The sequence below is a fragment of the Phaeobacter sp. 11ANDIMAR09 genome, assembly GCF_001294455.1.
In the GTDB taxonomy this organism is placed as follows: Bacteria; Pseudomonadota; Alphaproteobacteria; order Rhodobacterales; family Rhodobacteraceae; genus Pseudophaeobacter.
The window spans coordinates 1-19,729 of sequence record NZ_LIKT01000016.1; the positions used below are offsets into that span (position 1 = coordinate 1).

Annotated in this window: 17 protein-coding genes; 14 read left to right on the forward strand and 3 right to left on the reverse strand. The window is 57.7% G+C overall.

All coding sequences use genetic code 11. From position 1 onward, the window contains the following. Nucleotides 1-740 (forward strand): aminotransferase class III-fold pyridoxal phosphate-dependent enzyme (locus AN476_RS13805; protein ID WP_216598382.1); only part of this gene is annotated, 740 nt, incomplete at its 5' end. After that, nucleotides 740-1,000 carry an aspartate aminotransferase family protein gene (locus tag AN476_RS23225; RefSeq protein WP_054462185.1) on the forward strand — a complete coding sequence of 87 codons (261 nt, stop codon included), beginning with the start codon at nucleotides 740-742 and terminating at the stop codon, nucleotides 998-1,000. The genes AN476_RS13805 and AN476_RS23225, both read left to right, overlap by 1 nt. Nucleotides 1,001-1,067: 67 nt before the next feature. On the opposite strand, the gene AN476_RS13815 is transcribed toward AN476_RS23225, so the two are convergent. Then, nucleotides 1,068-1,982 (reverse strand): LysR substrate-binding domain-containing protein, encoded by a 915-nt coding sequence (locus AN476_RS13815; protein WP_054462186.1) that lies wholly within the window; start codon nucleotides 1,980-1,982, stop codon nucleotides 1,068-1,070. A gap of 99 nt (nucleotides 1,983-2,081) precedes the next feature. Here AN476_RS13815 and AN476_RS13820 point away from each other — a divergent pair, with 99 nt between their 5' ends. The 9 genes from AN476_RS13820 to AN476_RS13860 all read left to right on the forward strand — a co-directional run bounded on the left by AN476_RS13820 (nucleotide 2,082) and on the right by AN476_RS13860 (nucleotide 12,311). After that, nucleotides 2,082-3,743: a GMC family oxidoreductase gene (locus AN476_RS13820; RefSeq protein ID WP_054462187.1), complete on the forward strand. Its 1,662-nt coding sequence runs from the start codon at nucleotides 2,082-2,084 to the stop codon at nucleotides 3,741-3,743. Between the two features lie 13 nt (nucleotides 3,744-3,756). Then, complete coding sequence (locus AN476_RS13825) at nucleotides 3,757-4,965, forward strand: mandelate racemase/muconate lactonizing enzyme family protein (RefSeq protein ID WP_054462188.1); 1,209 nt, start codon at nucleotides 3,757-3,759, stop codon at nucleotides 4,963-4,965. A gap of 22 nt (nucleotides 4,966-4,987) precedes the next feature. Continuing rightward, entirely contained in the window at nucleotides 4,988-6,448 is a 1,461-nt protein-coding gene (locus AN476_RS13830; protein WP_054462259.1) for an aldehyde dehydrogenase family protein, read from the forward strand. Between the two features lie 168 nt (nucleotides 6,449-6,616). Beyond that, nucleotides 6,617-7,021, forward strand: a complete 405-nt coding sequence (locus AN476_RS13835; RefSeq protein ID WP_054462189.1) for a 5-carboxymethyl-2-hydroxymuconate Delta-isomerase — start codon at nucleotides 6,617-6,619, stop codon at nucleotides 7,019-7,021. Further along, on the forward strand, nucleotides 7,018-8,526 hold the full coding sequence (gene hpaE, locus AN476_RS13840) for a 5-carboxymethyl-2-hydroxymuconate semialdehyde dehydrogenase (protein ID WP_054462190.1): 1,509 nt from the start codon (nucleotides 7,018-7,020) through the stop codon (nucleotides 8,524-8,526). Before AN476_RS13835 ends, hpaE begins: the two co-directional genes overlap by 4 nt. A gap of 108 nt (nucleotides 8,527-8,634) precedes the next feature. Next, complete coding sequence (gene hpaD, locus AN476_RS13845; protein ID WP_054462191.1) at nucleotides 8,635-9,486, forward strand: 3,4-dihydroxyphenylacetate 2,3-dioxygenase; 852 nt, start codon at nucleotides 8,635-8,637, stop codon at nucleotides 9,484-9,486. A 70-nt stretch (nucleotides 9,487-9,556) separates the two neighbouring features. After that, entirely contained in the window at nucleotides 9,557-10,414 is an 858-nt protein-coding gene (locus AN476_RS13850) for a fumarylacetoacetate hydrolase family protein (protein WP_054462192.1), read from the forward strand. Then, the gene (gene hpaH / locus AN476_RS13855; protein WP_054462193.1) at nucleotides 10,411-11,211 is read left to right on the forward strand and encodes a 2-oxo-hept-4-ene-1,7-dioate hydratase; all 801 of its coding nucleotides are present in this window, start codon (nucleotides 10,411-10,413) and stop codon (nucleotides 11,209-11,211) included. The genes AN476_RS13850 and hpaH overlap by 4 nt, the downstream gene beginning before the upstream one ends. Nucleotides 11,212-11,252: 41 nt before the next feature. After that, complete coding sequence (locus tag AN476_RS13860; protein WP_054462194.1) at nucleotides 11,253-12,311, forward strand: aldolase/citrate lyase family protein; 1,059 nt, start codon at nucleotides 11,253-11,255, stop codon at nucleotides 12,309-12,311. 50 nt (nucleotides 12,312-12,361) lie between these two features. Here AN476_RS13860 and AN476_RS13865 read toward each other — a convergent pair whose 3' ends face one another. Then, nucleotides 12,362-13,528 carry a nucleotide sugar dehydrogenase gene (locus AN476_RS13865; RefSeq protein ID WP_054462195.1) on the reverse strand — a complete coding sequence of 389 codons (1,167 nt, stop codon included), beginning with the start codon at nucleotides 13,526-13,528 and terminating at the stop codon, nucleotides 12,362-12,364. Between the two features lie 200 nt (nucleotides 13,529-13,728). Between AN476_RS13865 and AN476_RS13870 the strand changes: the two genes are divergently transcribed. The 3 genes from AN476_RS13870 (at nucleotide 13,729) to AN476_RS13880 (ending at nucleotide 18,166) form a co-directional block, all read left to right on the forward strand. Then, on the forward strand, nucleotides 13,729-14,988 hold the full coding sequence (locus tag AN476_RS13870) for a nucleotide sugar dehydrogenase (RefSeq protein ID WP_054462260.1): 1,260 nt from the start codon (nucleotides 13,729-13,731) through the stop codon (nucleotides 14,986-14,988). 305 nt (nucleotides 14,989-15,293) lie between these two features. Next, nucleotides 15,294-16,730 (forward strand): mannose-1-phosphate guanylyltransferase/mannose-6-phosphate isomerase, encoded by a 1,437-nt coding sequence (locus AN476_RS13875; RefSeq protein WP_054462196.1) that lies wholly within the window; start codon nucleotides 15,294-15,296, stop codon nucleotides 16,728-16,730. Between the two features lie 434 nt (nucleotides 16,731-17,164). Next, nucleotides 17,165-18,166, forward strand: coding sequence for a hypothetical protein (locus AN476_RS13880; protein WP_054462197.1), 1,002 nt, complete (start codon nucleotides 17,165-17,167; stop codon nucleotides 18,164-18,166). Between the two features lie 21 nt (nucleotides 18,167-18,187). Here the strand turns inward: AN476_RS13880 and AN476_RS13885 are convergent, their stop codons facing one another. Further along, nucleotides 18,188-19,450, reverse strand: coding sequence for a replication initiation protein (locus tag AN476_RS13885; protein ID WP_054462198.1), 1,263 nt, complete (start codon nucleotides 19,448-19,450; stop codon nucleotides 18,188-18,190). Nucleotides 19,451-19,729: the final 279 nt, after the last annotated feature.

Sequence of the window (19,729 nt, forward strand, 5' to 3'; positions counted from 1 at the left end):
TTTCCCTGACATATTTCGCGCAAGGAGGCATCGCCATAACCACACCAGACGCCAATTCCGCTTGGGCGAAGGACCGCAACCATGTTCTGCATACTTATACGGATTTTACCACCTTCAAAGATGAAGGCAGCGAGGTGATCGAAACCGCAAAGGGCCCCTATGTCACCGACGGGCGCCGTCTGCTGGACGGGATTGCCAATCTCTATGCTAAACCGGGGACCATGACCGAAGAGGCCTATTGCGAAGGTCTGGTGCAGGAGTTTGAGAACAGAATTGAACAACATGGCGCAGAAAATGTCGCCGCCTGTATTGCTGAACCCATCATGGGCGAAGGTAGAGTGCTCGTCGGCCCCAAGGGCTATCACCGGCGCATATGGGAAGTCTGCAAACGCCACGACATGCTCTATATTGCAGATGAGGTGGTCACTGCCTTCGGCCGTCTGGGGGAATGGTTCGGCTCAGAGAGTGTATTTGACTATCAGCCCGATATTCTGGTTTCGGCCAAAGGCATTACCTCAGGCTATATCCCACTGGGGGCGACACTGATTTCGGACGAGATCTATGAGGTCATCAGCCGCCCGCAATGTGACGGCGGAGTCTTCTCGATAGGACTGACCTATTTTGGCCACCCCGTCGCCTGTGCAGCGGCGCTCAAAAACGTCGAGATCATCGAACGTGAGGGCCTACTGACCCTTGCACGGGACACCGGCGCCTACTGCAAGAAACAGCGCAAAGCCTGATGGATCTGCCAATTGTTGGTGATGTGCGCGGGCAAGGGCTGATCACGGCCGTAGATCTGTTGGCTGACAAAACGAGCAAAGCGGGCTTTCCGGTTACTGCTCAGGCCGGGGCCCGGATGTCCAATAAATGTATCGAAAACGGTGTCATCGTCCGGCCTGTGAGAGACAGGCTAGTTCTGTCGCCGCCAATCACCATCAACCGTGAGGAATGTGATTTCCTTTTATCCGCCCTGCGCAGCGCGATATCTGACATCGCCTAGACCCCGGGGGGGCGCCCGAAAAGGCGCTGCGGTGCGACCCGTACCTGATCGATTTATAAGCCAGCCATCAGCCCGGATGCTCAGCCTCCGAAAAGGTCATTTCCTGATAAAGCGATTGCACCCAATTGCAAAACAGCCGGACTTCCTCTTTCAGCTGGGCCCTGTCATTCACAACCAAATAGTGCGACCGCCGCTTTGGCAGCCGATAGGGAACAGGGGCAATCAACACCCCCTGGTCTAGATACTGCCTGGCAAAGCTCTCAAGCACCATGGTGACACCCTGCCCCGCCGACACCGTTTGCAGAGCGATCAGCGACGAATCCGCCTTTAACCAATCCGTCGTCACCTTGAGCCCCAGATGATGCAGCTCTGACAGTTTTCCCCAATCGGTCTCGGATCCGATGATCTGAACCACATCGCCAGCGGCCAGGGATTGGATCGTCAGATTCTCGCCAAAGCTCTGGGCATAGTCCGCCCGGCACACAGGCACGGCGTATTCATGGCCAAGATGCGCAATCTGTGCCTCGCCCCAATTTCCCAACCCGTAGCGGATATCAACATCCAGGGCCTCATCATCAAAACGGTCCGCCCAGACCGAAGTCGTCATCTGCACCAGAATGTCCGGATGCGCCGCCTTGAACGCGGCCAGGCGGGGGCCAATCACCAGCGCTGCGCAGGAAATCGAAGCACGCACCCGCAGGATTCGGGTGCGCTTTTTGCCAAACAACCCGTTGGTGGCCAGCGCCATATCTTCAAAGGATTTCCCAATCGTCTGCGCATAGGCCTGGCCCACATCCGTCAGGCTCACCCCGCGTGGCAGGCGTCGGAACAATTGTGCATCCAGATGTTGCTCAAGATGCCTGATCTGCTGGCTGATCGCAGCGGGCGTCAGCCCCAACTCACTGGCTGCAGCAGTAAAACTGTTGTGGCGGGCGGCGGAATCAAAGGCCTTGAGCCAGATCACATGGGGCAGATCCTTCATGCCAATACTTAACCTCAATGATGCCTATGGGTAAAAACCCATTGTTTGATTTATGCCTAATACTGCTTTCATGCTCCGACAAGACATAAGGATGCCGCTGTGACGCAGAGATTTGACTTTATCATCATCGGAGCCGGTTCGGCCGGCTGTGTCTTGGCCGACAAGCTGACCCGCTGTGGTGGACATCAGGTCTTGTTGCTGGAGGCCGGTGGCAGTGATCGTCGCGGCTGGATCAAGATCCCGGTCGGCTATGGCTTCACCTTTTCGGACCCGGCGGTGAACTGGTGTTTTTCGGCAGAGCCCGACCCCGGGCTGCAGAACCGCACAGGCTATTGGCCCCGTGGCAAGGTGATTGGTGGGTCTAGCTCGATCAATGCCATGGCCTATGTGCGCGGCCTGCCCCATGACTTTGACGACTGGGAGACCGCCGGAGCCCAGGGATGGGGCTGGGACGCCGTGCGGCAAAGCTTTGATGCACTGGAAAGCAACGACGAGCTTGGCCCGGATGGCAACAGGCAGCGGCGCGGCGGCGGGCCTGTTCGGGTCACCGATCTGCAGGGCCAGATGCACCCCTTCGCGCAGAACTTTCTGGCGGCCGCCAGAGACATGGGCTGGCCCACATCCACCAATATGAATGCCCTGCCGTCCGGCAACAGCAACCATGCGCCGGGCGAAGGTCTGAACTATGTCCGCAGCACAGTGCGCAATGGCTTTCGCTGGTCGGCAGCGGATGCCTTCCTGCGCCCTGCCCTCAAACGCTCAAATCTGACAGTTCTCCGCCAGGCTCAGGTCGAACAGATCATGCTGACGGGCAAGCGCGCCACCGGCCTGCGCTATCGCCAGGCTGGCCAGATCCACGAGGCCACAGCCAGCCGCGAAGTGATCCTGAGTGCAGGCGCGGTCAGCTCGCCGCAGATCCTGCAGCTTTCCGGCATTGGCCCGGCAGGGATGTTGAAAACCCACGGCATTGATGTCGCCCATCACCTGCCCGAGGTTGGGCGCGGGCTACAGGACCACCTGGCACTGTCACATTTCTACTGGTCCAACACGGTGACCCTGAATGCAACGCTGGGCAATCGCTGGGGACAATTCATGGCAGGGCTGCGCTATGTTTTAACCCGCCGTGGTCCGCTAAGCGTTCCGGTCAATCAATGCAGCGGCTATGCCCGGACCAAGGGCGCCGATGTTCCCGATGTGCAACTCTATTGCAATCCGGCCTCCTATGCGACACGGCCTGACGGCAAACCGCAAATCGACCGGGACAACGGCTTTTTGCTCTGTGTCCAACCCAGCCGCCCCACCAGCCGGGGCGAGATCACTCTGCGTTCAGCCAATCCCGGTGATGCTCCGCTGATCCAACCGAACTCCCTGGCAACCGAAGAAGACCGCGCGACCGCCATACGCGCCAGCCACCTGCTGCAGGAACTGGCGCAAACTCCGGCGATGCAGGCCGTCACCCGGGCGCGACGTGAGCCCGACATTTTACCCATGGATGATGCCGCCCTGCTGGAGAATTTCCGCGCCCGGGCCGGCACCGTGTTCCACCCCAGCTGCACCTGTCGAATGGGCCATGACGCGCAGGATTCGGTACTGGACGCGCGCCTGCGGGTGCATGGCCTCAGCGGGCTGCGGGTGATTGATGCCTCGGCCTTTCCCAACATCACCTCCGGCAACACCAATGCCCCCACCCTGATGCTGGCCGCCCGCGCCGCAGATCTGGTTCTGGAAGACAACACACACAGCGCCCAAGCGGCGGAATGACAGGAAATATCTGATGAAACTCGACAAGATCGAAACCTTTGTCTTTGGCAATCCGCCTCCGCGCCACGGCGGCCGCTATTTCATCTTTGTGCGCCTCACCACCACCTGCGGCATCACCGGGGTGGGCGAGATCTACAACGCCACCTTTGGCCCCGATCTGTGCTGCGCCATGGCGGAAGAGATGTTTGAGCGGCAATTCTATGGGGCGGATCCGCACCATATCGAAAAGCTCTGGCGGCAATCCTATGGCGCCGGCTTCACCCTGCGTCCGGATGTGACCGTGATGGGCGTGCTCAGCGGCTTGGAAATTGCTTGTTGGGACATCATCGGCAAGGCAGCGGGCAAGCCGGTTTATGAGCTGATGGGTGGCAAGGTGCATGACCGGCTCCGCAGCTATACCTATCTCTACCCGACTGAGGGCGATGTCTATCCCGACCCGGACACACCCAATGTCTACAATGACCCGGACATGGCAGCTGAGGTGGCCCTGCAGCGGGTAAATGAAGGCTTTACTGCCATCAAATTCGACCCGGCCGGCCCCTATACCATCTATGACGGACACCAACCCCGGATGGAGGATCTGGAGCGCAGCGAACAGTTCTGCAAGCGTATCCGCGAGGCCGTGGGCACCCGCGCTGATCTATTGTTTGGCACCCATGGTCAATTCACCGTATCAGGTGCCAAACGCATGGCGCGGCGGCTGGAACCCTATGAGCCCCTGTGGTTCGAAGAGCCCACGACGCCGGAAAACCCCGCCGATATGGCCGAAATCGCCCGCTTCACCTCGGTCCCAATTGCCACTGGCGAGCGGCTGTGTACCAAGCATGAATTTGCCCGGGTTCTGGAAACTGGGGCCGCCTCGATCCTGCAGCTGGATCTGGGTCGGGTTGGCGGGCTGCTCGAGGCGAAAAAGATCGCAAGTATGGCGGAAACCCGGCAGGCACAGATAGCGCCGCATCTCTACTGTGGCCCTGTGGTGGCAGCGGCGAACATCCAGATCGCCACCTGTAGTCCGAACTTTCTGATCCTGGAAAGCATCGGCACCTTTGAGGGAGCTTACATGTCCTGCTTGAAATCCTCGATCACTTGGGAGGCTGGCTATGTCATCCCCGCAACCGAGCCGGGGCTTGGGATTGAGCTTGATGACGCCGCCATTGCCGCTAATCCTTATACTGGCACAAAACTCCACCTCGAACTGGCCCATGAGCCCGTTGTTCAGTGACACCGAGAGAAAAGACAAAAGCATGATCCTTTGTGACAAGTTCTATATCGACGGCGCCTGGGTCGATCCGATTGACCCCAGCCCCTTTCCCATCATGAACCCGGCAACCAACAGTCAGATCGGTACGGTCTCGCTGGGCACCCGTGCCGATGTGGATCGCGCGGTTGCCGCCGCCGCTCGCGCTTTTGAAAGTTTCTCAAAAACCTCCAAAGAAGAGCGCCTGGCCCTGTTGCGGCGTCTGCGCGACATTCTGGAAGCGCGCAACGAGGAAATGGCCCAGGCCATCAGCCAGGAAATGGGAGCACCGCTCAGCATGGCGCGCGAGGAACAGGCCGCCTGCGGCATCGCCTATGCCGAAGATTTTGCCAATATCCTGGAGGCCTTGGAAGATCAGGAAGAACTGCCCAATGGCGACGTAGTGTTACGCGAGCCCATTGGCGTTTGCGGGCTGATCACGCCCTGGAACTGGCCGATCAATCAGATCGCGCAAAAGGTGATGCCCGCCCTGGCCGTTGGCGCCACCTGCGTGTTGAAACCCTCGGAATACACCCCCCTCTCCGCCGCCCTCTTTGCCGAAATCATCCATGAGGCAGGCTATCCTGCAGGCGTGTTCAACCTCGTCTTTGGCAACGGCCCCTCGGTCGGCTCGGCCCTGTCGACCCATCCCGATATCACCATGATGTCCTTTACCGGATCCACTCGGGCCGGGGTGCAGGTCTCCAAAGACAGCGCCGATACCATCAAACGCGTAGCGTTGGAGCTGGGTGGCAAATCGCCCAACCTGCTTTTTGCTGATTGCGATCTCGAAGCCCGTGTCACTGCCTCGGTGCAGGAGTGTTTTCACAACACCGGTCAGTCCTGCAATGCCCCAACCCGCCTGCTGGTCGAGCGCAGTTGCTATGGGAAAGCGCTGGAAATTGCCAAGCACGCAGCAGAAACCCAATTATTGGGCGATCCGGCCCAAGAGGGCGCACATATTGGCCCACTGTTTGACCAGATGCAATTTGACCGTGTCCAAGCCATGATCCAGATTGGCATTGATGAAGGCGCGACGCTCCTGGCTGGCGGATTGGGCAAGCCGGAAGGTTTTGAACAGGGTTGGTACGCGCGGCCGACCATCTTTGCCGATGTCCACAATGACATGTGCATCGCCCGCGAAGAGATTTTTGGACCGGTCCTGGTGATGATCCCCTTTGACAGCGAAGAAGACGCCATCGCGATTGCCAATGACAGCGACTTTGGCCTCTACGCCTATGTGCAAACCGGCAGCAAATCGCGCGCGTATCGGGTCGCTTCTTCCTTACGCGCCGGAGCCGTGGCCATCAACGGGCATGCGACGGCCTATGGCTCTCCCTTTGGCGGCTACAAACAATCCGGCAATGGCCGCGAGGGCGGAAAATTCGGCCTCGAGGAATATCTGGAAGTGAAAGTGATGCCCTCTCTGGACCAGCTTGCAGACGATGGATGTTTCTCTCAGCCTTAAGGCGCAAACAGCCCCACTCTCATCCCAGCACTCTGCCTTCTACACAGCGCTGGGATGAGAGAAGTCTGTTTGATTGAAACTCGCATTTACTTGTCATGTTAAATATTAGTTGACAGCTTCTGGCGCCAGAAGCTATGGTGCCTTTACTTAACATGTAAAGGTTGCGGGATGCCCCATTTTCAGATCGACTATTCGGCCAATCTGGAGCAGCGCGTCGATATTTCGGCGCTTTGTGAAGAAATTCGCGCCACCGCCGCCGGGATCGACACTTTTCCCCTGGCAGGCATCCGCGTCCGCGCCACTCGCGTTGATCACTACGCCATCGCTGATGGCAATCCCGAACACGGCTTCATCGACATCTCCATCCGGCTGCGTGCTGGCCGGTCGGGTGAAGTAAAGCAAGACGCAACGCAGCGCATCTTTGCAGCCGCCCAGGCCTTTCTTGCCCCCGCCATCGCAAGATACTCTATCGCCCTCTCACTCGAGATGCGCGACATCGATCCTGATCTCTCCCCCAAAACCGGGTCCATCCGCGACCACCTCGGAAACGCATCGCAAAAGGTATCCTCATGACCGCCCTGACCGACAATATCGCCAAGCTCAGCGGGTTTCTGGCCCGGTTTCAGGACACAGGCGTCCAAAACCGCATCGGCGGCGAGGATCGCCCCGGTGCCGCAGGCCTGTTCCAGTCCATCTCGCCCGTGGATAAATCGGTGATCTGTGACGTCGCGCGTGGCTCCGATGCCGACATCGACGCCGCAGCCGCAGCGGCCAAGGCCGCCTTCCCCGCCTGGCGCGATATGCCCGCTACAGAGCGCAAAAAAATCCTGATCCGTGTTGCCGAAGCCATCGAGGCCCGCGCCGAGGAAATCGCCCTCTGCGAATGCTGGGACACTGGCCAGACTCTGCGCTTCATGTCCAAGGCAGCCCTGCGCGGCGCTGAAAACTTTCGCTATTTTGCCGATCAGGTGGTACAGGCCCGCGACGGTCAGCACCTGCAATCGCCGACCCTGCTCAATATCACCACCCGTAAACCCATCGGCCCTGTGGGCGTGATCACCCCCTGGAACACGCCTTTCATGCTGTCCACTTGGAAGATCGCCCCGGCCCTGGCGGCGGGCTGCACCGTGGTTCACAAACCTGCCGAAGACAGCCCTCTCACCGCCCGCCTGCTGGTCGAGATCGCCGAAGAGGCCGGCCTGCCGCCTGGCGTGCTTAACACCGTCAACGGCTACGGCCATGACGCCGGCAAACGCTTGACTGAACACCCCGATATCAAGGCCATCGCCTTTGTCGGCGAAAGCCGCACCGGGTCCATCATCACCAAACAGGGCGCCGACACCCTCAAGCGCCTGCATCTGGAGCTGGGCGGCAAAAACCCGGTCATCGTCTTTGACGACGCCGATCTTGAGCGAGCGCTGGATGCAGTGATCTTCATGATCTATTCGATCAATGGCGAACGCTGCACCTCCTCCTCGCGCCTGCTCATCCAGGACAGCATCCGCGAGGAGTTCGAGGCTAAGCTGGTCGCGCGCGTCAACAACATCAAGGTTGGCCATCCGCTGGACCCCGCCAGCGAGGTCGGCCCGCTGATCAGCAAGGAACACTACGACAAGGTCACTTCCTATTTTGACATCGCACAGCAAGACGGCGCCACTGTTGCCGCAGGCGGCACCACTCTGGGAAAGGAGGGCTATTTCGTGCGCCCCACCCTCTTTACTGGGGCCAGCAACCAGATGCGCATCGCTCAAGAGGAAATCTTCGGCCCGGTCCTCACCTCTATCCCCTTCAGCACCGAGAAAGAAGCGCTGGAGCTGGCCAATGACACCCAATACGGGCTCACCGGCTATCTCTGGACCAATGACCTCACCCGCGCCCTGCGCTTTACCGATCAGCTCGAGGCCGGGATGATCTGGGTAAACTCGGAAAACGTCCGCCACCTCCCCACCCCCTTTGGCGGCATCAAGGCCAGCGGCATCGGCCGCGATGGCGGCGACTGGAGCTTTGACTTCTACATGGAGCAAAAACACATCGGCTTTGCCACTGGCCAGCACAAGATCATGCGCCTGGGCGCCTGACGCCCTTTTCCGGCTTCATTTGGCCAAAAATATCCCGGGGTGAGATTTCAAATCCTATTTGAAATCGAGGGGCTGGCCCCTCCCCCGCGAGCAACAAGGAGAGACCCCATGGGAGAGATTGTTCTCGCCGCCAAGATGACCCATGTGCCCACCATGCTCATGTCCGAGCAGGAGGGCCCGATCAAAGGCAAACGCCAATCCGCCATTGACGGCCACGGCGAAATTGCCCGCCGGGCCAAGGCGTTGGGAGCCACCACCGTGGTGATCTGCGACACCCATTGGGTGATCAACGCGGGCTTCCACATCAATGCCAACAAAAATTTCGAGGGGCTTTTCACCTCAAATGAATTCCCCCAGTTCATTCAGAACCTGCCCTATTCTTACGAGGGCAACCCCGAACTGGGTGAAGCTATTGCCAAGGCGGCCACCGACAGGGGTGCCTACACACTCTGTCACCAACTCGACAGTCTCGAGCTGGAATATGGCACCCTGGTGCCGATGCGTTTCATGGCCCGCGAGCACGAGATGAAGGTGGTTTCCATCGCGGCCTGGGCCACGGTACATGGGCACGATGAGAGCCGTATTGTCGGCGAAGCCATCCGCAAAGCCATTGAAGCCTCAGATGAAAAGGTCCTCTTGGTGGCCTCTGGTAGCCTTAGCCACAAGATTTGGGCCAACAAGGACTATGCCGCCAACAATGGCACCTTTACCATCTCCTCCGAGTTCAACCGGCAGATGGACCTGCATGTGCTGGAGATGTGGAAACAGGGCGATCACGCCACCTTCCTCAAGATGCTGGGAGACTATGCGCAGTTCTGCTGCGGCGAGGGCTCGATGCATGACACGGCGATGCTCTATGGGGCGCTGGGTTGGGACGGATATGCGGGAAAATGCGAGGTGGTGACCGAGTATTTCCCCTCCTCCGGCACCGGACAGACAAATGTGATCTTCCCGGTCTGACCGGGCGGCACCGATACAAACTACACTTAGGGGGCCGCGCCCACAGGGCCAGCCGCGCAGGAGGAACCAGATGCGTTTTGCAACCTATAAAGCCCAGGGTGAGACTTTCTATGGGGCCGTCACCGAGGAAGGTATGATCGCCCTCAATGCGCTCTGCCCTCAATGGGCAACGCTCTATGATGTGATTGCCGCAGAGGGTCTCACGGAATTGGCCAGTCTCGCCGCTGACCGCCCCGTCACCCATCGCGATTTCACCTATGAAATGGTGCTGCCCAATGCGCCGCGCATCCTGTGCGTGGGGGTGAACTTCCCGGACCGTAACGCCGAATACAAGGATGGCAGCGCGCAGCCAAAATACATGTCGCTGTTCCCCCGTTTTTCCAGTGGTTTTACCGGTCACGACCAAAACCTGGTACGACCGCCGGAGAACCACACCTTGGACTATGAGGGCGAAGTTGCCATTGTCATCGGCAAGGGCGGTCGCCGCATTACCCAGGACGACGCCTATGACCATATCGCCGCCCTGACGCTCTGCAACGAGGGCACCATTCGCGATTGGGTGCGCCACGCCAAATTCAACGTAACACAAGGTAAGAACTGGGACAGATCCGGTGCCATCGGCCCCTGGCTGGTGCCCTTTACCGATGCCAAACAGCTCGATGACGCCCGCATCATCACCCGGGTCAACGGCGAAGTCCGTCAGGACGATGTGTTGTCACGGATGATGTTCCCGATCCGCCGCGAGATTGAATATATCTCCACCTTCATGACCCTGCAGCCTGGCGATATCATCATCACCGGCACCCCTACCGGGGCCGGTGCCCGCTTTGATCCGCCGCGTTATTTGAAACCCGGCGATGTGATCGAGATCGAGGTCGAAGGCATCGGCACCCTGCGCAATGGCGTTGAGGACGAGGTGCTGTCATGACCCCACAGGATCACGCCCAGGCCGCAGCCGATCTGCTCCAGGCTGAACAGACAGGGGAACAGATTGGTCTGCTGACCAAACGCCATCCGGAAATGGACATGGATGATGCCTATGCAGTGCAAAACGCCATCTACCGCGCCAAATCGGCGGCGGGTCAAAAGGTGATCGGTTGGAAAATCGGTCTCACCTCCAAGGCGATGCAATATGCGCTCAACATCGACATCCCCGACAGCGGCATCCTGTTTGACGACATGCTGTTTGAAACCGGCGCAACCGTGCCAGCGGGTCGGTTTATCCAGCCCCGCATTGAGGCCGAGATCGCCTTTGTGATGAAATCCGCCATTGGCGGCGTGGATGTCACCCGCAAAGAGGTCATTGCTGCCACGGATTACGTGACCCCCTCGATCGAGATCCTGGATACGCGGATCCTGCGCGCCGATCCAGAAACCGGCCAAACGCGTTCTGTCTATGACACCATCAGCGACAATGCCGCCAACGCAGGGATCGTTCTGGGACGTGAACGCCACGCGGTGGATGCCCATGATCTGCGCTGGGTCGGGGCGATTACCTCGCGCAATGGCGAGGTTGAAGAAACCGGCCTGGGTGCCGGTGTGCTGAATGACCCTGTGGAAAGCGTGGTCTGGCTGGCCCGCCGCATGGCGCAGTATGGCCAGAGCATTGCCCCCGGACAGGTGATCCTTTCGGGCAGCTTTATCCGCCCAGTTGAATGCCCGTCAGGTGCGGATATTCACGCCGATTTTGGCCCCTTTGGGTCAGTTGACATTCGCTTCGCCTAAGGCTCCTCTAACGTCAAACATTCCCGCATAAGGACATCATTATGCCTGCTCCGCACAATCCGTTCAAAGCCGCTTTGAAAGCCGGGAAGCCACAGATGGGCTGCTGGCTGGGTCTGGCCGACCCCTATGTGTCGCAGATCAGCGCCGGGGCCGGGTTTGACTGGCTGCTGATTGATGCAGAGCATGCGCCCAATGATCTGCGCTCGATCACCGCGCAGATGCAGGTGCTGGCGGGCTATGACAGCCATGCCATCGTGCGCCCCACCATTGGCGAGACCTGGATGATCAAACAATATTTGGATGCTGGCGCCCAGACCCTGCTGATCCCCATGGTCGAAAGCGCTGATCAGGCCCGCGAACTGGTCCGGGCCGTCACCTATCCGCCCCATGGCATTCGCGGCGTCGGCTCGGCCTTGGCGCGGGCTTCCAACTTCTCGGCGATTCCGGACTACCTGCAGACCGCAGACGCTGAAATCTGCCTGCTGGTGCAGGTGGAAAACCGCAAGGGCATGGCGGCACTGGATGAAATCCTAAAGGTCGAGGGCGTCGACGGTGTTTTCATCGGTCCCGCCGATTTGGCCGCCGACATGGGCTTTATCGGCAATGCTGGAGCGCCCGAGGTCGAAGCGACAGTTCTGGAGGCCATGGGTAAGATTGTTGCCTCGGGTAAGGCCGGCGGTATCCTGACGCTGAACCCAAAGATGCAGCGCGCCTGTCTGGATGCCGGGGCCACCTTTGTCGCCACCAATATCGACGTCACACTCTTTGCCGCTGCCATGCGCAACACCGCCAAGGCCGCGCTGGCGCTGCTGCCCGATCAAATTGCAACCGGCGTGGCCCAAACCGAGAGCGCCAGCCGCTACCTGCAACAGCTGTGCAAGCATTGGTCGCACAAAGGCACTGCGGAGTTTGACGAAGCCCAAGGCAGCGTGCGTTTCGACAGCGGTAATCGAGTCGAGATGAGTGCCACAGATCATCAGCTGACAATCATCGCCACCACGGGGCCACGGGGCGATCTGACGCGCTGGAGAAAAGTAATCAGCGATCACCTGGTGCGTTTCGCCTTCCGCGAAGAGCTGCAGATCATCTGGGCGGCGTAAAAAATGCCCCAGCCTAGGCATTGGGGCATTCATTGTTGGCGCGGGCCGATCTAGTCGGTGCCCGACAGATCGCGGGTAAAGATTTTGGCCTCGACATCGCGAATATCATCGGTCACCCGGTTGGCAACGATGACATCGGACACCTGCTTAAAGGCCTCCAGATCCTGCAATACCGCCGAGCCAAAGAACTCATCCTCCTGCAGGACCGGCTCATAGACCACGACCTTGATGCCCTTGGCCTTGATCCGCTTCATGATGCCTTGAATGGAAGAGCGGCGGAAATTATCCGACCCCGCCTTCATCACCAGGCGGTAGATGCCCACCACATTGGGCGCCTTGGCAATAATCTGCTCTGCCAAGAAATCTTTGCGTGTATGATTTGCATCAACGATGGCACGGATCAGATTCTGCGGCACTTCGGAGTAATTCGCCAAGAGCTGCTTGGTATCCTTAGGCAGACAATAGCCGCCATACCCGAATGAGGGGTTGTTGTAGTGATTGCCGATCCGCGGATCATAGCCGATGCCTTCGATGATCTGGCGCGCCTCCATGCCACCCGCCATGGCATAGCTGTCCAGTTCGTTGAAAAAAGCCACCCGCATCGCGAGATAGGTATTGGCAAAGAGCTTGATCGCCTCGGCCTCGCTGGGATCGGTGAAGAGAACCGGCACGTCTTTTTTCACCGCGCCTTCAATCAGCAAGTCGGCAAATCTGTGGGCCGCTTCGCTTTGTGAGCCGACGATGATCCGCGAGGGATGCAAATTATCATAAAGCGCCTGACCTTCGCGTAGGAATTCCGGTGAAAACATCAGGTTTTCGATGCCCAGCTCTTCCCGAATACGCTGCACAAATCCCACCGGGATGGTGGATTTGATGACAATTGTGGCCCGTGGATTGATCTCCAACACCTGAGAAATCACCGCCTCAACGCTCGAGGTGTCAAAGTAGTTATTATCGGTATCGTAATCCGTCGGTGTCGCGATGATCACAAATTCGGCATCGCGATAGGCGACATCTGCATCAAGTGTCGCGTCCAGCTGTAGTGGCTTTTCTGCTAGAAAACGCTCTAGTTCAGCATCAACAATGGGACATTTGCGGGCATTGATCATTTCGACCCGCGCCTGCGTCACATCAACAGCCGTCACCTGATGGTTCTGCGCCAACAAGACGGCATTCGACAGGCCCACATATCCTATTCCGGCAACGGCAATCTTCATTCCACACCTACAGTACTCTTCCCCTATGCGAAGTTGTGTGTAGTCGAAACTCCGGACCAAGCCAAACCGGAAAGGTCACAACCGGGCAGCAGATGAAATCTGACGCGCAGCAGGGCTGGTCCAGAGCTGGGCAAATGACTATATGGGCATCTGCAAAAGCGCGTCAGAAACCCGACGCCCAATCCCTGCAGGAGCAGAACATGCCAGATCAGATTTGCATCATTGGCCTTGGTTATGTCGGCCTGCCCTTGGCGGTGGCCTTTGGGCGCAACCGCCCTACCCTTGGATTTGACATCGACGAAAAACGCGTCTCCGAGCTGCGCACAGGCAATGATCAGACCGGCGAGATCTCGGAACAAGAGCTGGCCAAGGCAACCCACCTGACGCTCACCGCGAACCCCACTGAAATCACTGACGCCAAGATCTATATTGTCACCGTCCCTACCCCCGTGGATACCAGCCACCGGCCGGACCTGCGCCCGCTACTGGCGGCCTCCAAAACCGTTGGGGCGGTGCTCAAGCCTGGTGATCTAGTGATTTACGAAAGCACCGTCTATCCCGGCGCGACTGAGGAAGACTGCGTGCCGGTGCTGGAGGCAGAATCCGGTCTGCGCTTCAACCAGGATTTCCATGTTGGCTACTCACCCGAGCGGATCAATCCTGGTGACAAGAACCGCCGCCTGGCCAATATCACTAAAGTCACATCAGGCTCGACCCCCGAGGTGGCCGCAGAGGTCGATGCCCTTTACAATGAGGTTGTCACCGCCGGCACCCATCTGGCCCCCAGCATCCGCGTGGCCGAGGCCGCCAAGGTGATCGAAAACAGCCAACGCGACATCAATATCGCCCTGGTCAATGAGCTGGCGATGATCTTTAACCGCATGGGCATCGACACCGAAGCCGTCCTGCAGGCGGCGGGCAGCAAATGGAATTTTCTCCCCTTCCGCCCCGGTCTGGTCGGAGGACACTGCATTGGCGTCGATCCCTACTATCTGACGCACAAGGCCGAGAGCCTGGGCTATCACCCGGACATCCTGCTGGCCGGACGCCGCCTGAATGACGGGATGGGCACCTATGTCGCCCAACAGATGATCAAGGCACTGGTGAAACGTGGCAAACCAATGCATCGGGTTCTGATCATGGGGCTGACCTTCAAGGAAAACTGCCCTGACCTGCGCAACACACGGGTTGTGGATGTGGTCCAAGGTTTGGAAGACTATGGGCTAACTGTCGATGTGCATGACCCCCATGCAGATCCAATCGCCGCGAGGGCCACCCTGGGCCTAAAGCTGGTGGAGCAGCCGGAACAGCAGGCTTATGATGGCATCATCCTCGCCGTGGCCCACGCCGAGTTCGCAAAGATGCAAGACAGAGATTTCCGCGCCTTTGGGACCGAAGGCGCCGTGCTCTACGATCTGAAATATATCCTCCCCCCCGAGGCCTCGGATCTGCGCTTGTAGAGCTCACCTGTTGCTCAAACTGCAATCCGATGGAGCTGCCCCCGGGCGCTTTCTTCAGGATGTCTTTGCGATCAGTATACACTTGGACCCTTGCTACGAGCATATCGCAGCCCTCGCCCTGAGGCCGGACAACAGCCCTTTTTATGAGCTAAGTGCTGCGCCCGGATCCAAACACGACCAACTTCCGTGTCGTGAAAACCAAAAAAAACGAATTTATACAACAAAGTGACCCACGACCTTGTTTCGAGCCCCATGCTCCGATACCAAGAAACCAGTGCAACTTCTGTCTCGTTGGGTATCCCCTAGTGACTCAAATTATCCCTATTCTTCTTTGCGGAGGCTCTGGCACCCGATTGTGGCCACTGTCGCGTAAAAGCTATCCAAAGCAATTTGTGCCATTGATGGGCGAAGAAACCCTGTTTCAGGCTTCCGCCAAACGGCTGACGGATCAGGGCAATGGTGTCGAATTTGCAGCCCCCATGGTCCTGACCAATTCTGACTTTCGGTTTATTGTCACCGAACAGTTGCAGGCCGTTGGCATTGACCCCGGCGCAATCCTGATCGAGCCTGAAGGGCGCAATACCGCTCCTGCGGTTCTCGCTGCTGCGCAAAATGCATATGCACAAGACCCCGAGTCGATTTTGCTGGTTGCCCCTTCTGACCACGTGGTTCCTGATGTTGCAGCCTTCCATGCCGCTCTGACCCAGGGCTTGCAGGCTGTGGCCGAAGGCCAGCTGGTGACCTTTGGCATCACGCCGACACACGCGGAAACCGCTTACGGCTATCTCGAACTGGCTGAAAAGCCTGCCGATACTGGCCGACCAGTGCGGCTCAAACAGTTTGTCGAGAAACCAAATGTCGCCCGCGCCACAGAAATGTTGGCTGCTGGGAATTTCAAATGGAACGCTGGCATTTTTCTGTTTGCCGCCAAAGACATCATAGCCGCCTTCAAGACCCATGCCGCCGATCTGATTGCGCCAGTGCAATCTGCTCTGGACGACGCCCAGGTCGATCTTGGCTTTCTGCGCCTAGCCCCCGAGCCTTGGTCAAAAGCGGATGATATCTCTGTTGATTACGCCGTTATGGAACACGCCCAAAACCTTTCAGTGGTGCCCTTTGATGCGGCCTGGTCCGATCTTGGCGGCTGGGATGCGGTTTGGCGCGAAGCAGGGCCTGACGAAAAAGGTGTCGTGACCAGCGGCGGGGCTACCGCTATTGACTGCACCGACAGCCTCCTGCGGTCAGACAGTGACCGACTAGAGGTTGTCGGCATTGGTTTGGACGGCATCATGGCCGTCGCAATGAACGACGCGGTTCTGATCGCAGATAAATCCCGTGCACAGGATGTGAAGCTTGCCGTTTCCGCACTGAAAGAAAAAGGCGCGATTCAGGCCACAGCCTTTCCAAAGGATCACCGTCCCTGGGGCTGGTTTGAAAGCCTGGTGGTGGGAGACCGTTTCCAGGTCAAACGGATTATGGTTCACCCCGGCGCCAGCCTATCATTACAAAGCCATTTCCACCGCTCGGAACATTGGGTCGTCGTCGAGGGCACCGCAAAAGTGACCATTGACGACGAGGTAAGGCTGGTGACTGAAAACCAGTCGGTCTATCTACCGGTCGGCTGCGTACATCGGATGGAAAACCCCGGTAAAGTACCGATGGTTTTGATCGAGGTACAGACTGGCGCCTACGTCGGGGAAGATGACATCGTTCGCTATGAAGACGTTTATGCGCGATCGTAGCTTCAGACTGCTCATCAGTACGGCTTCGCGCTGTCACTTATTGCGGATTAAAATACAGCTAGTAAGGCCCAGTCGGCTGCTTAAACTTCCTGAAGCCCCTTCTTGGATGAAGCCAGTCGTCTGACACTCTGCCGCCATGAGTTCTTATGGCTTCCACGTTTCAGAACCTGACAAAGAACTGCAATACGCAACAAGACCATGTCACATTCTGAAAATACTTGACGGCCTGATAGGGCGTAACATTCTCAAAGCTGCAAGATTTTGTTGCCATGAGCCTGCCTGCAGAACTATTCACAATTGTACAGGCAGATCTAAGAACCGGTTTTCCGGTTTTGGCCTTAGTCGATCTCAACTGAACCCTCGCTTGGGATCAGATTGTTTGAATGTGCCTTCGCAGAGGGCAATCTATTGGTACGAGTGTTACGGGAGCCCCTATGACCGGCACAGGAAATCAAGACTGGCATAGTCCGGATAGCTCCGATGAGTTGATGGTTCTTGCCACCTCAACCGGTCAGGACTTCATGCAGATCTTCACCGACACACTTGCGGATTGCTTTGAGATCGATCTGGTCACAATTGGCGAGCTGATAGTGACGGAGAGCGAGCGGATCAATGTTCTGGCCAGCTGCTTTGATGGCAGGTCACTGGGCGAATTCAGCTACGACGCAACCATCACCCCCTGCTTTGACGTGATCAAAAACGAAACGCGGCAGACCTTTCTGTGCAAGGTCCAAGAGGCCTATCCCGAGGACTCATTTTTCATAGAAGAAAAAATACACAGTTATATCGGCTTTCCGCTCAAAAACCGGGACGGGGAAACAATCGGCCTGATACAGGCCGCGTGGCGGCGTGACGTCGATCAGGAAGAGGCCGACAACGTTATCGAAACGATCGAGCTTTTTGTGGAACGGTTGGGCGCGGAACTGGCAACCGTTCATGCCATGCAGATGCTGTCGGCTTTGATGCAGCGGCCAGACCATAGGGGGAACTTGGAGGCGCTGCGACTGCTCTGCCAACAAATGCAAACCATGCTTAAAATCCGGGTCGTCTTTATCGCTGAATGTCTGGCTGACAACGACAACTGTTTCCGCGTGCTGACATGCTGCCAGGACGGCGCACTGATCGAGGCCTCCGAAGGCAAAATAGTTGCCTATGAGGGCACCCCCTGCGCACATCTAAAGGATAAGGATGTCTTTCTCGTCCCAACCGTGCTGCAGGAGCAATTTCCTGAACAGGACCAAAACAAACAGCACAACCTAGTCTCCTATCTTGGTCTCAATATCCGTGATGAAAACGGATCCGTCATTGGCCATTTTGCGCTGCAACACGACAAAGAGCTCATGTATGAAACGCTGGATTCAGACATGTTTCAGCTCTTTACGTCGCGGGTGAACCTGGAACTTCGCAGATACCAATCCGAGCAACAGAGCTCCTAATACCCCCTGCCCTTCCAGCTCTCAGGTTTCAAAGGCCTCCGGTTCCAGCTCCTGCCAAAAGGCAATAATCGCGCTGGCATTCAGGGCGGACCGCCAGCCATGGGCGCGAAAGTTTTCGCGTTCCAGATCATCGTCCAACCCCGCCATGAACAACTGCTTGTCGGCATCCCGCTGAGTGGGGTTTCGCCGCGAAACCAACTCCTCGACCAAATCAAGCCGACGCGCGCGCCCTGCCCGTTCCGCCTGACGCGCCGCATAATCGGCTTCTTCTTTGGCACGGTCCAGATCTCGCAATCGGGCGGCCTCTCGTGCTTCGGGGCTCGGTTCAGGTTTCGCCACAGGCTTCTGCGGTTGATAGTCATCGCGCAGCGCCGCGGAAAGATAGCCCACGGAGCTCTTGACCTGCGCCTGTTCGCCCATCAGCGAAAGCTTCTGCTTTACATAGTCCTCGCCGTGTTCGGTGATCCATTGCCGCGCCAAACGGTCAGAGACCCCCTGCCCGCGCAGCGCCTTATAGGTGGCCAGGTTGCGCATCCCGTCGCTGTCATCAATCTGGAACATTGCCATCTGGGGGTTGGATTTGATCAGAAAGCGGATGTCGCTCACGGATCGCCCCTTCTTCTGAAACTCCGGCGTGATGATGATATCCGAACTCTTATTCACCTCGCCCACCGCCGGTTTAATGATTTTGGCATTCAGGTGTTTGAAGCTCTCGTAATAGCTGGACCCATCTACACCCATCAGTTTGCGAAAGGTCTCTAGGCTCCACCAACCTGTCGAGCGGGTGCGCACAAAACGATAGCAATTTTCATAGAGCGCCAGTCCGTGGCCAGAGCTGAAATTGCGCTGAATATGCACATTGATCAGCGCATAGATTTTGGGGTCATGCAGTTTCTGGGCCAAAGCCGGGGAATAGGCATATTCGCAAACACCATTCTTCAGCTTAGCAAAGGACAGCAGCGAGGAGACTCCCCATTCCTGCCGCCCTTTTTCATCCAGCATGTCCCACTCTGCAACGGTTTCGGCCAGCGCTCGCAGACTGGCACGTAGGGTGTCAAAATCGTTGGAGTTGTACCCAACGATCGTCGCCAGGGTGCGCGCATCAATCGTGTGGCTCTGCGCCGTGGTCAGGGTGTCATAGGCATTGAGCAAAAGCACATTGGACAGCTTGCGCTGCAACAGGCTGAGCTTGCCGCTGATATGAATCGCGGCCACGTTCTTTTTTACGGTTTCGCGGCGCAATGCGCCGGATAGGGAATCCATGTCGATCTGGGAATCGCTCATCTCAAATACCTGCTCGATTTTTGCGACATCATGCCATATAAGGTACCCATGTTTCAATCACGCACAGGTTCCCAAAACGTCACCTCAAAGGTACCCAATTACAGGAGAGGTCACAGCCGTCTAGAATCATCACGCCCATCGCCAACGAGGCTCAGTCGCAAAAACACCCCACACATGGGCACCACCCCAGAGCTCGCGCAGAGTCATTTTAGGGCCTAACACCCCGCTGAAGTGCCTAATATCGCCCCGAACACCGTCCCGAGAATCGGCACCTCAAAA

Excerpts from the sequence above, each read along its gene's own strand:
- AN476_RS13825 (WP_054462188.1), top strand. The coding sequence starts at position 3,757 with ATGAAACTCGACAAGATCGAAACCTTTGTCTTTGGCAATCCGCCTCCG.
- AN476_RS13835 (WP_054462189.1), top strand. The coding sequence starts at position 6,617 with ATGCCCCATTTTCAGATCGACTATTCGGCCAATCTGGAGCAGCGCGTC.
- hpaH (WP_054462193.1), top strand. The coding sequence starts at position 10,411 with ATGACCCCACAGGATCACGCCCAGGCCGCAGCCGATCTGCTCCAGGCT.
- AN476_RS13865 (WP_054462195.1), bottom strand. The coding sequence starts at position 13,528 with ATGAAGATTGCCGTTGCCGGAATAGGATATGTGGGCCTGTCGAATGCC.
- AN476_RS23225 (WP_054462185.1), top strand. The coding sequence starts at position 740 with ATGGATCTGCCAATTGTTGGTGATGTGCGCGGGCAAGGGCTGATCACG.
- AN476_RS13860 (WP_054462194.1), top strand. The coding sequence starts at position 11,253 with ATGCCTGCTCCGCACAATCCGTTCAAAGCCGCTTTGAAAGCCGGGAAG.
- AN476_RS13815 (WP_054462186.1), bottom strand. The coding sequence starts at position 1,982 with ATGAAGGATCTGCCCCATGTGATCTGGCTCAAGGCCTTTGATTCCGCC.
- hpaD (WP_054462191.1), top strand. The coding sequence starts at position 8,635 with ATGGGAGAGATTGTTCTCGCCGCCAAGATGACCCATGTGCCCACCATG.
- hpaE (WP_054462190.1), top strand. The coding sequence starts at position 7,018 with ATGACCGCCCTGACCGACAATATCGCCAAGCTCAGCGGGTTTCTGGCC.
- AN476_RS13830 (WP_054462259.1), top strand. The coding sequence starts at position 4,988 with ATGATCCTTTGTGACAAGTTCTATATCGACGGCGCCTGGGTCGATCCG.
- AN476_RS13850 (WP_054462192.1), top strand. The coding sequence starts at position 9,557 with ATGCGTTTTGCAACCTATAAAGCCCAGGGTGAGACTTTCTATGGGGCC.
- AN476_RS13870 (WP_054462260.1), top strand. The coding sequence starts at position 13,729 with ATGCCAGATCAGATTTGCATCATTGGCCTTGGTTATGTCGGCCTGCCC.
- AN476_RS13885 (WP_054462198.1), bottom strand. The coding sequence starts at position 19,450 with ATGAGCGATTCCCAGATCGACATGGATTCCCTATCCGGCGCATTGCGC.
- AN476_RS13880 (WP_054462197.1), top strand. The coding sequence starts at position 17,165 with ATGACCGGCACAGGAAATCAAGACTGGCATAGTCCGGATAGCTCCGAT.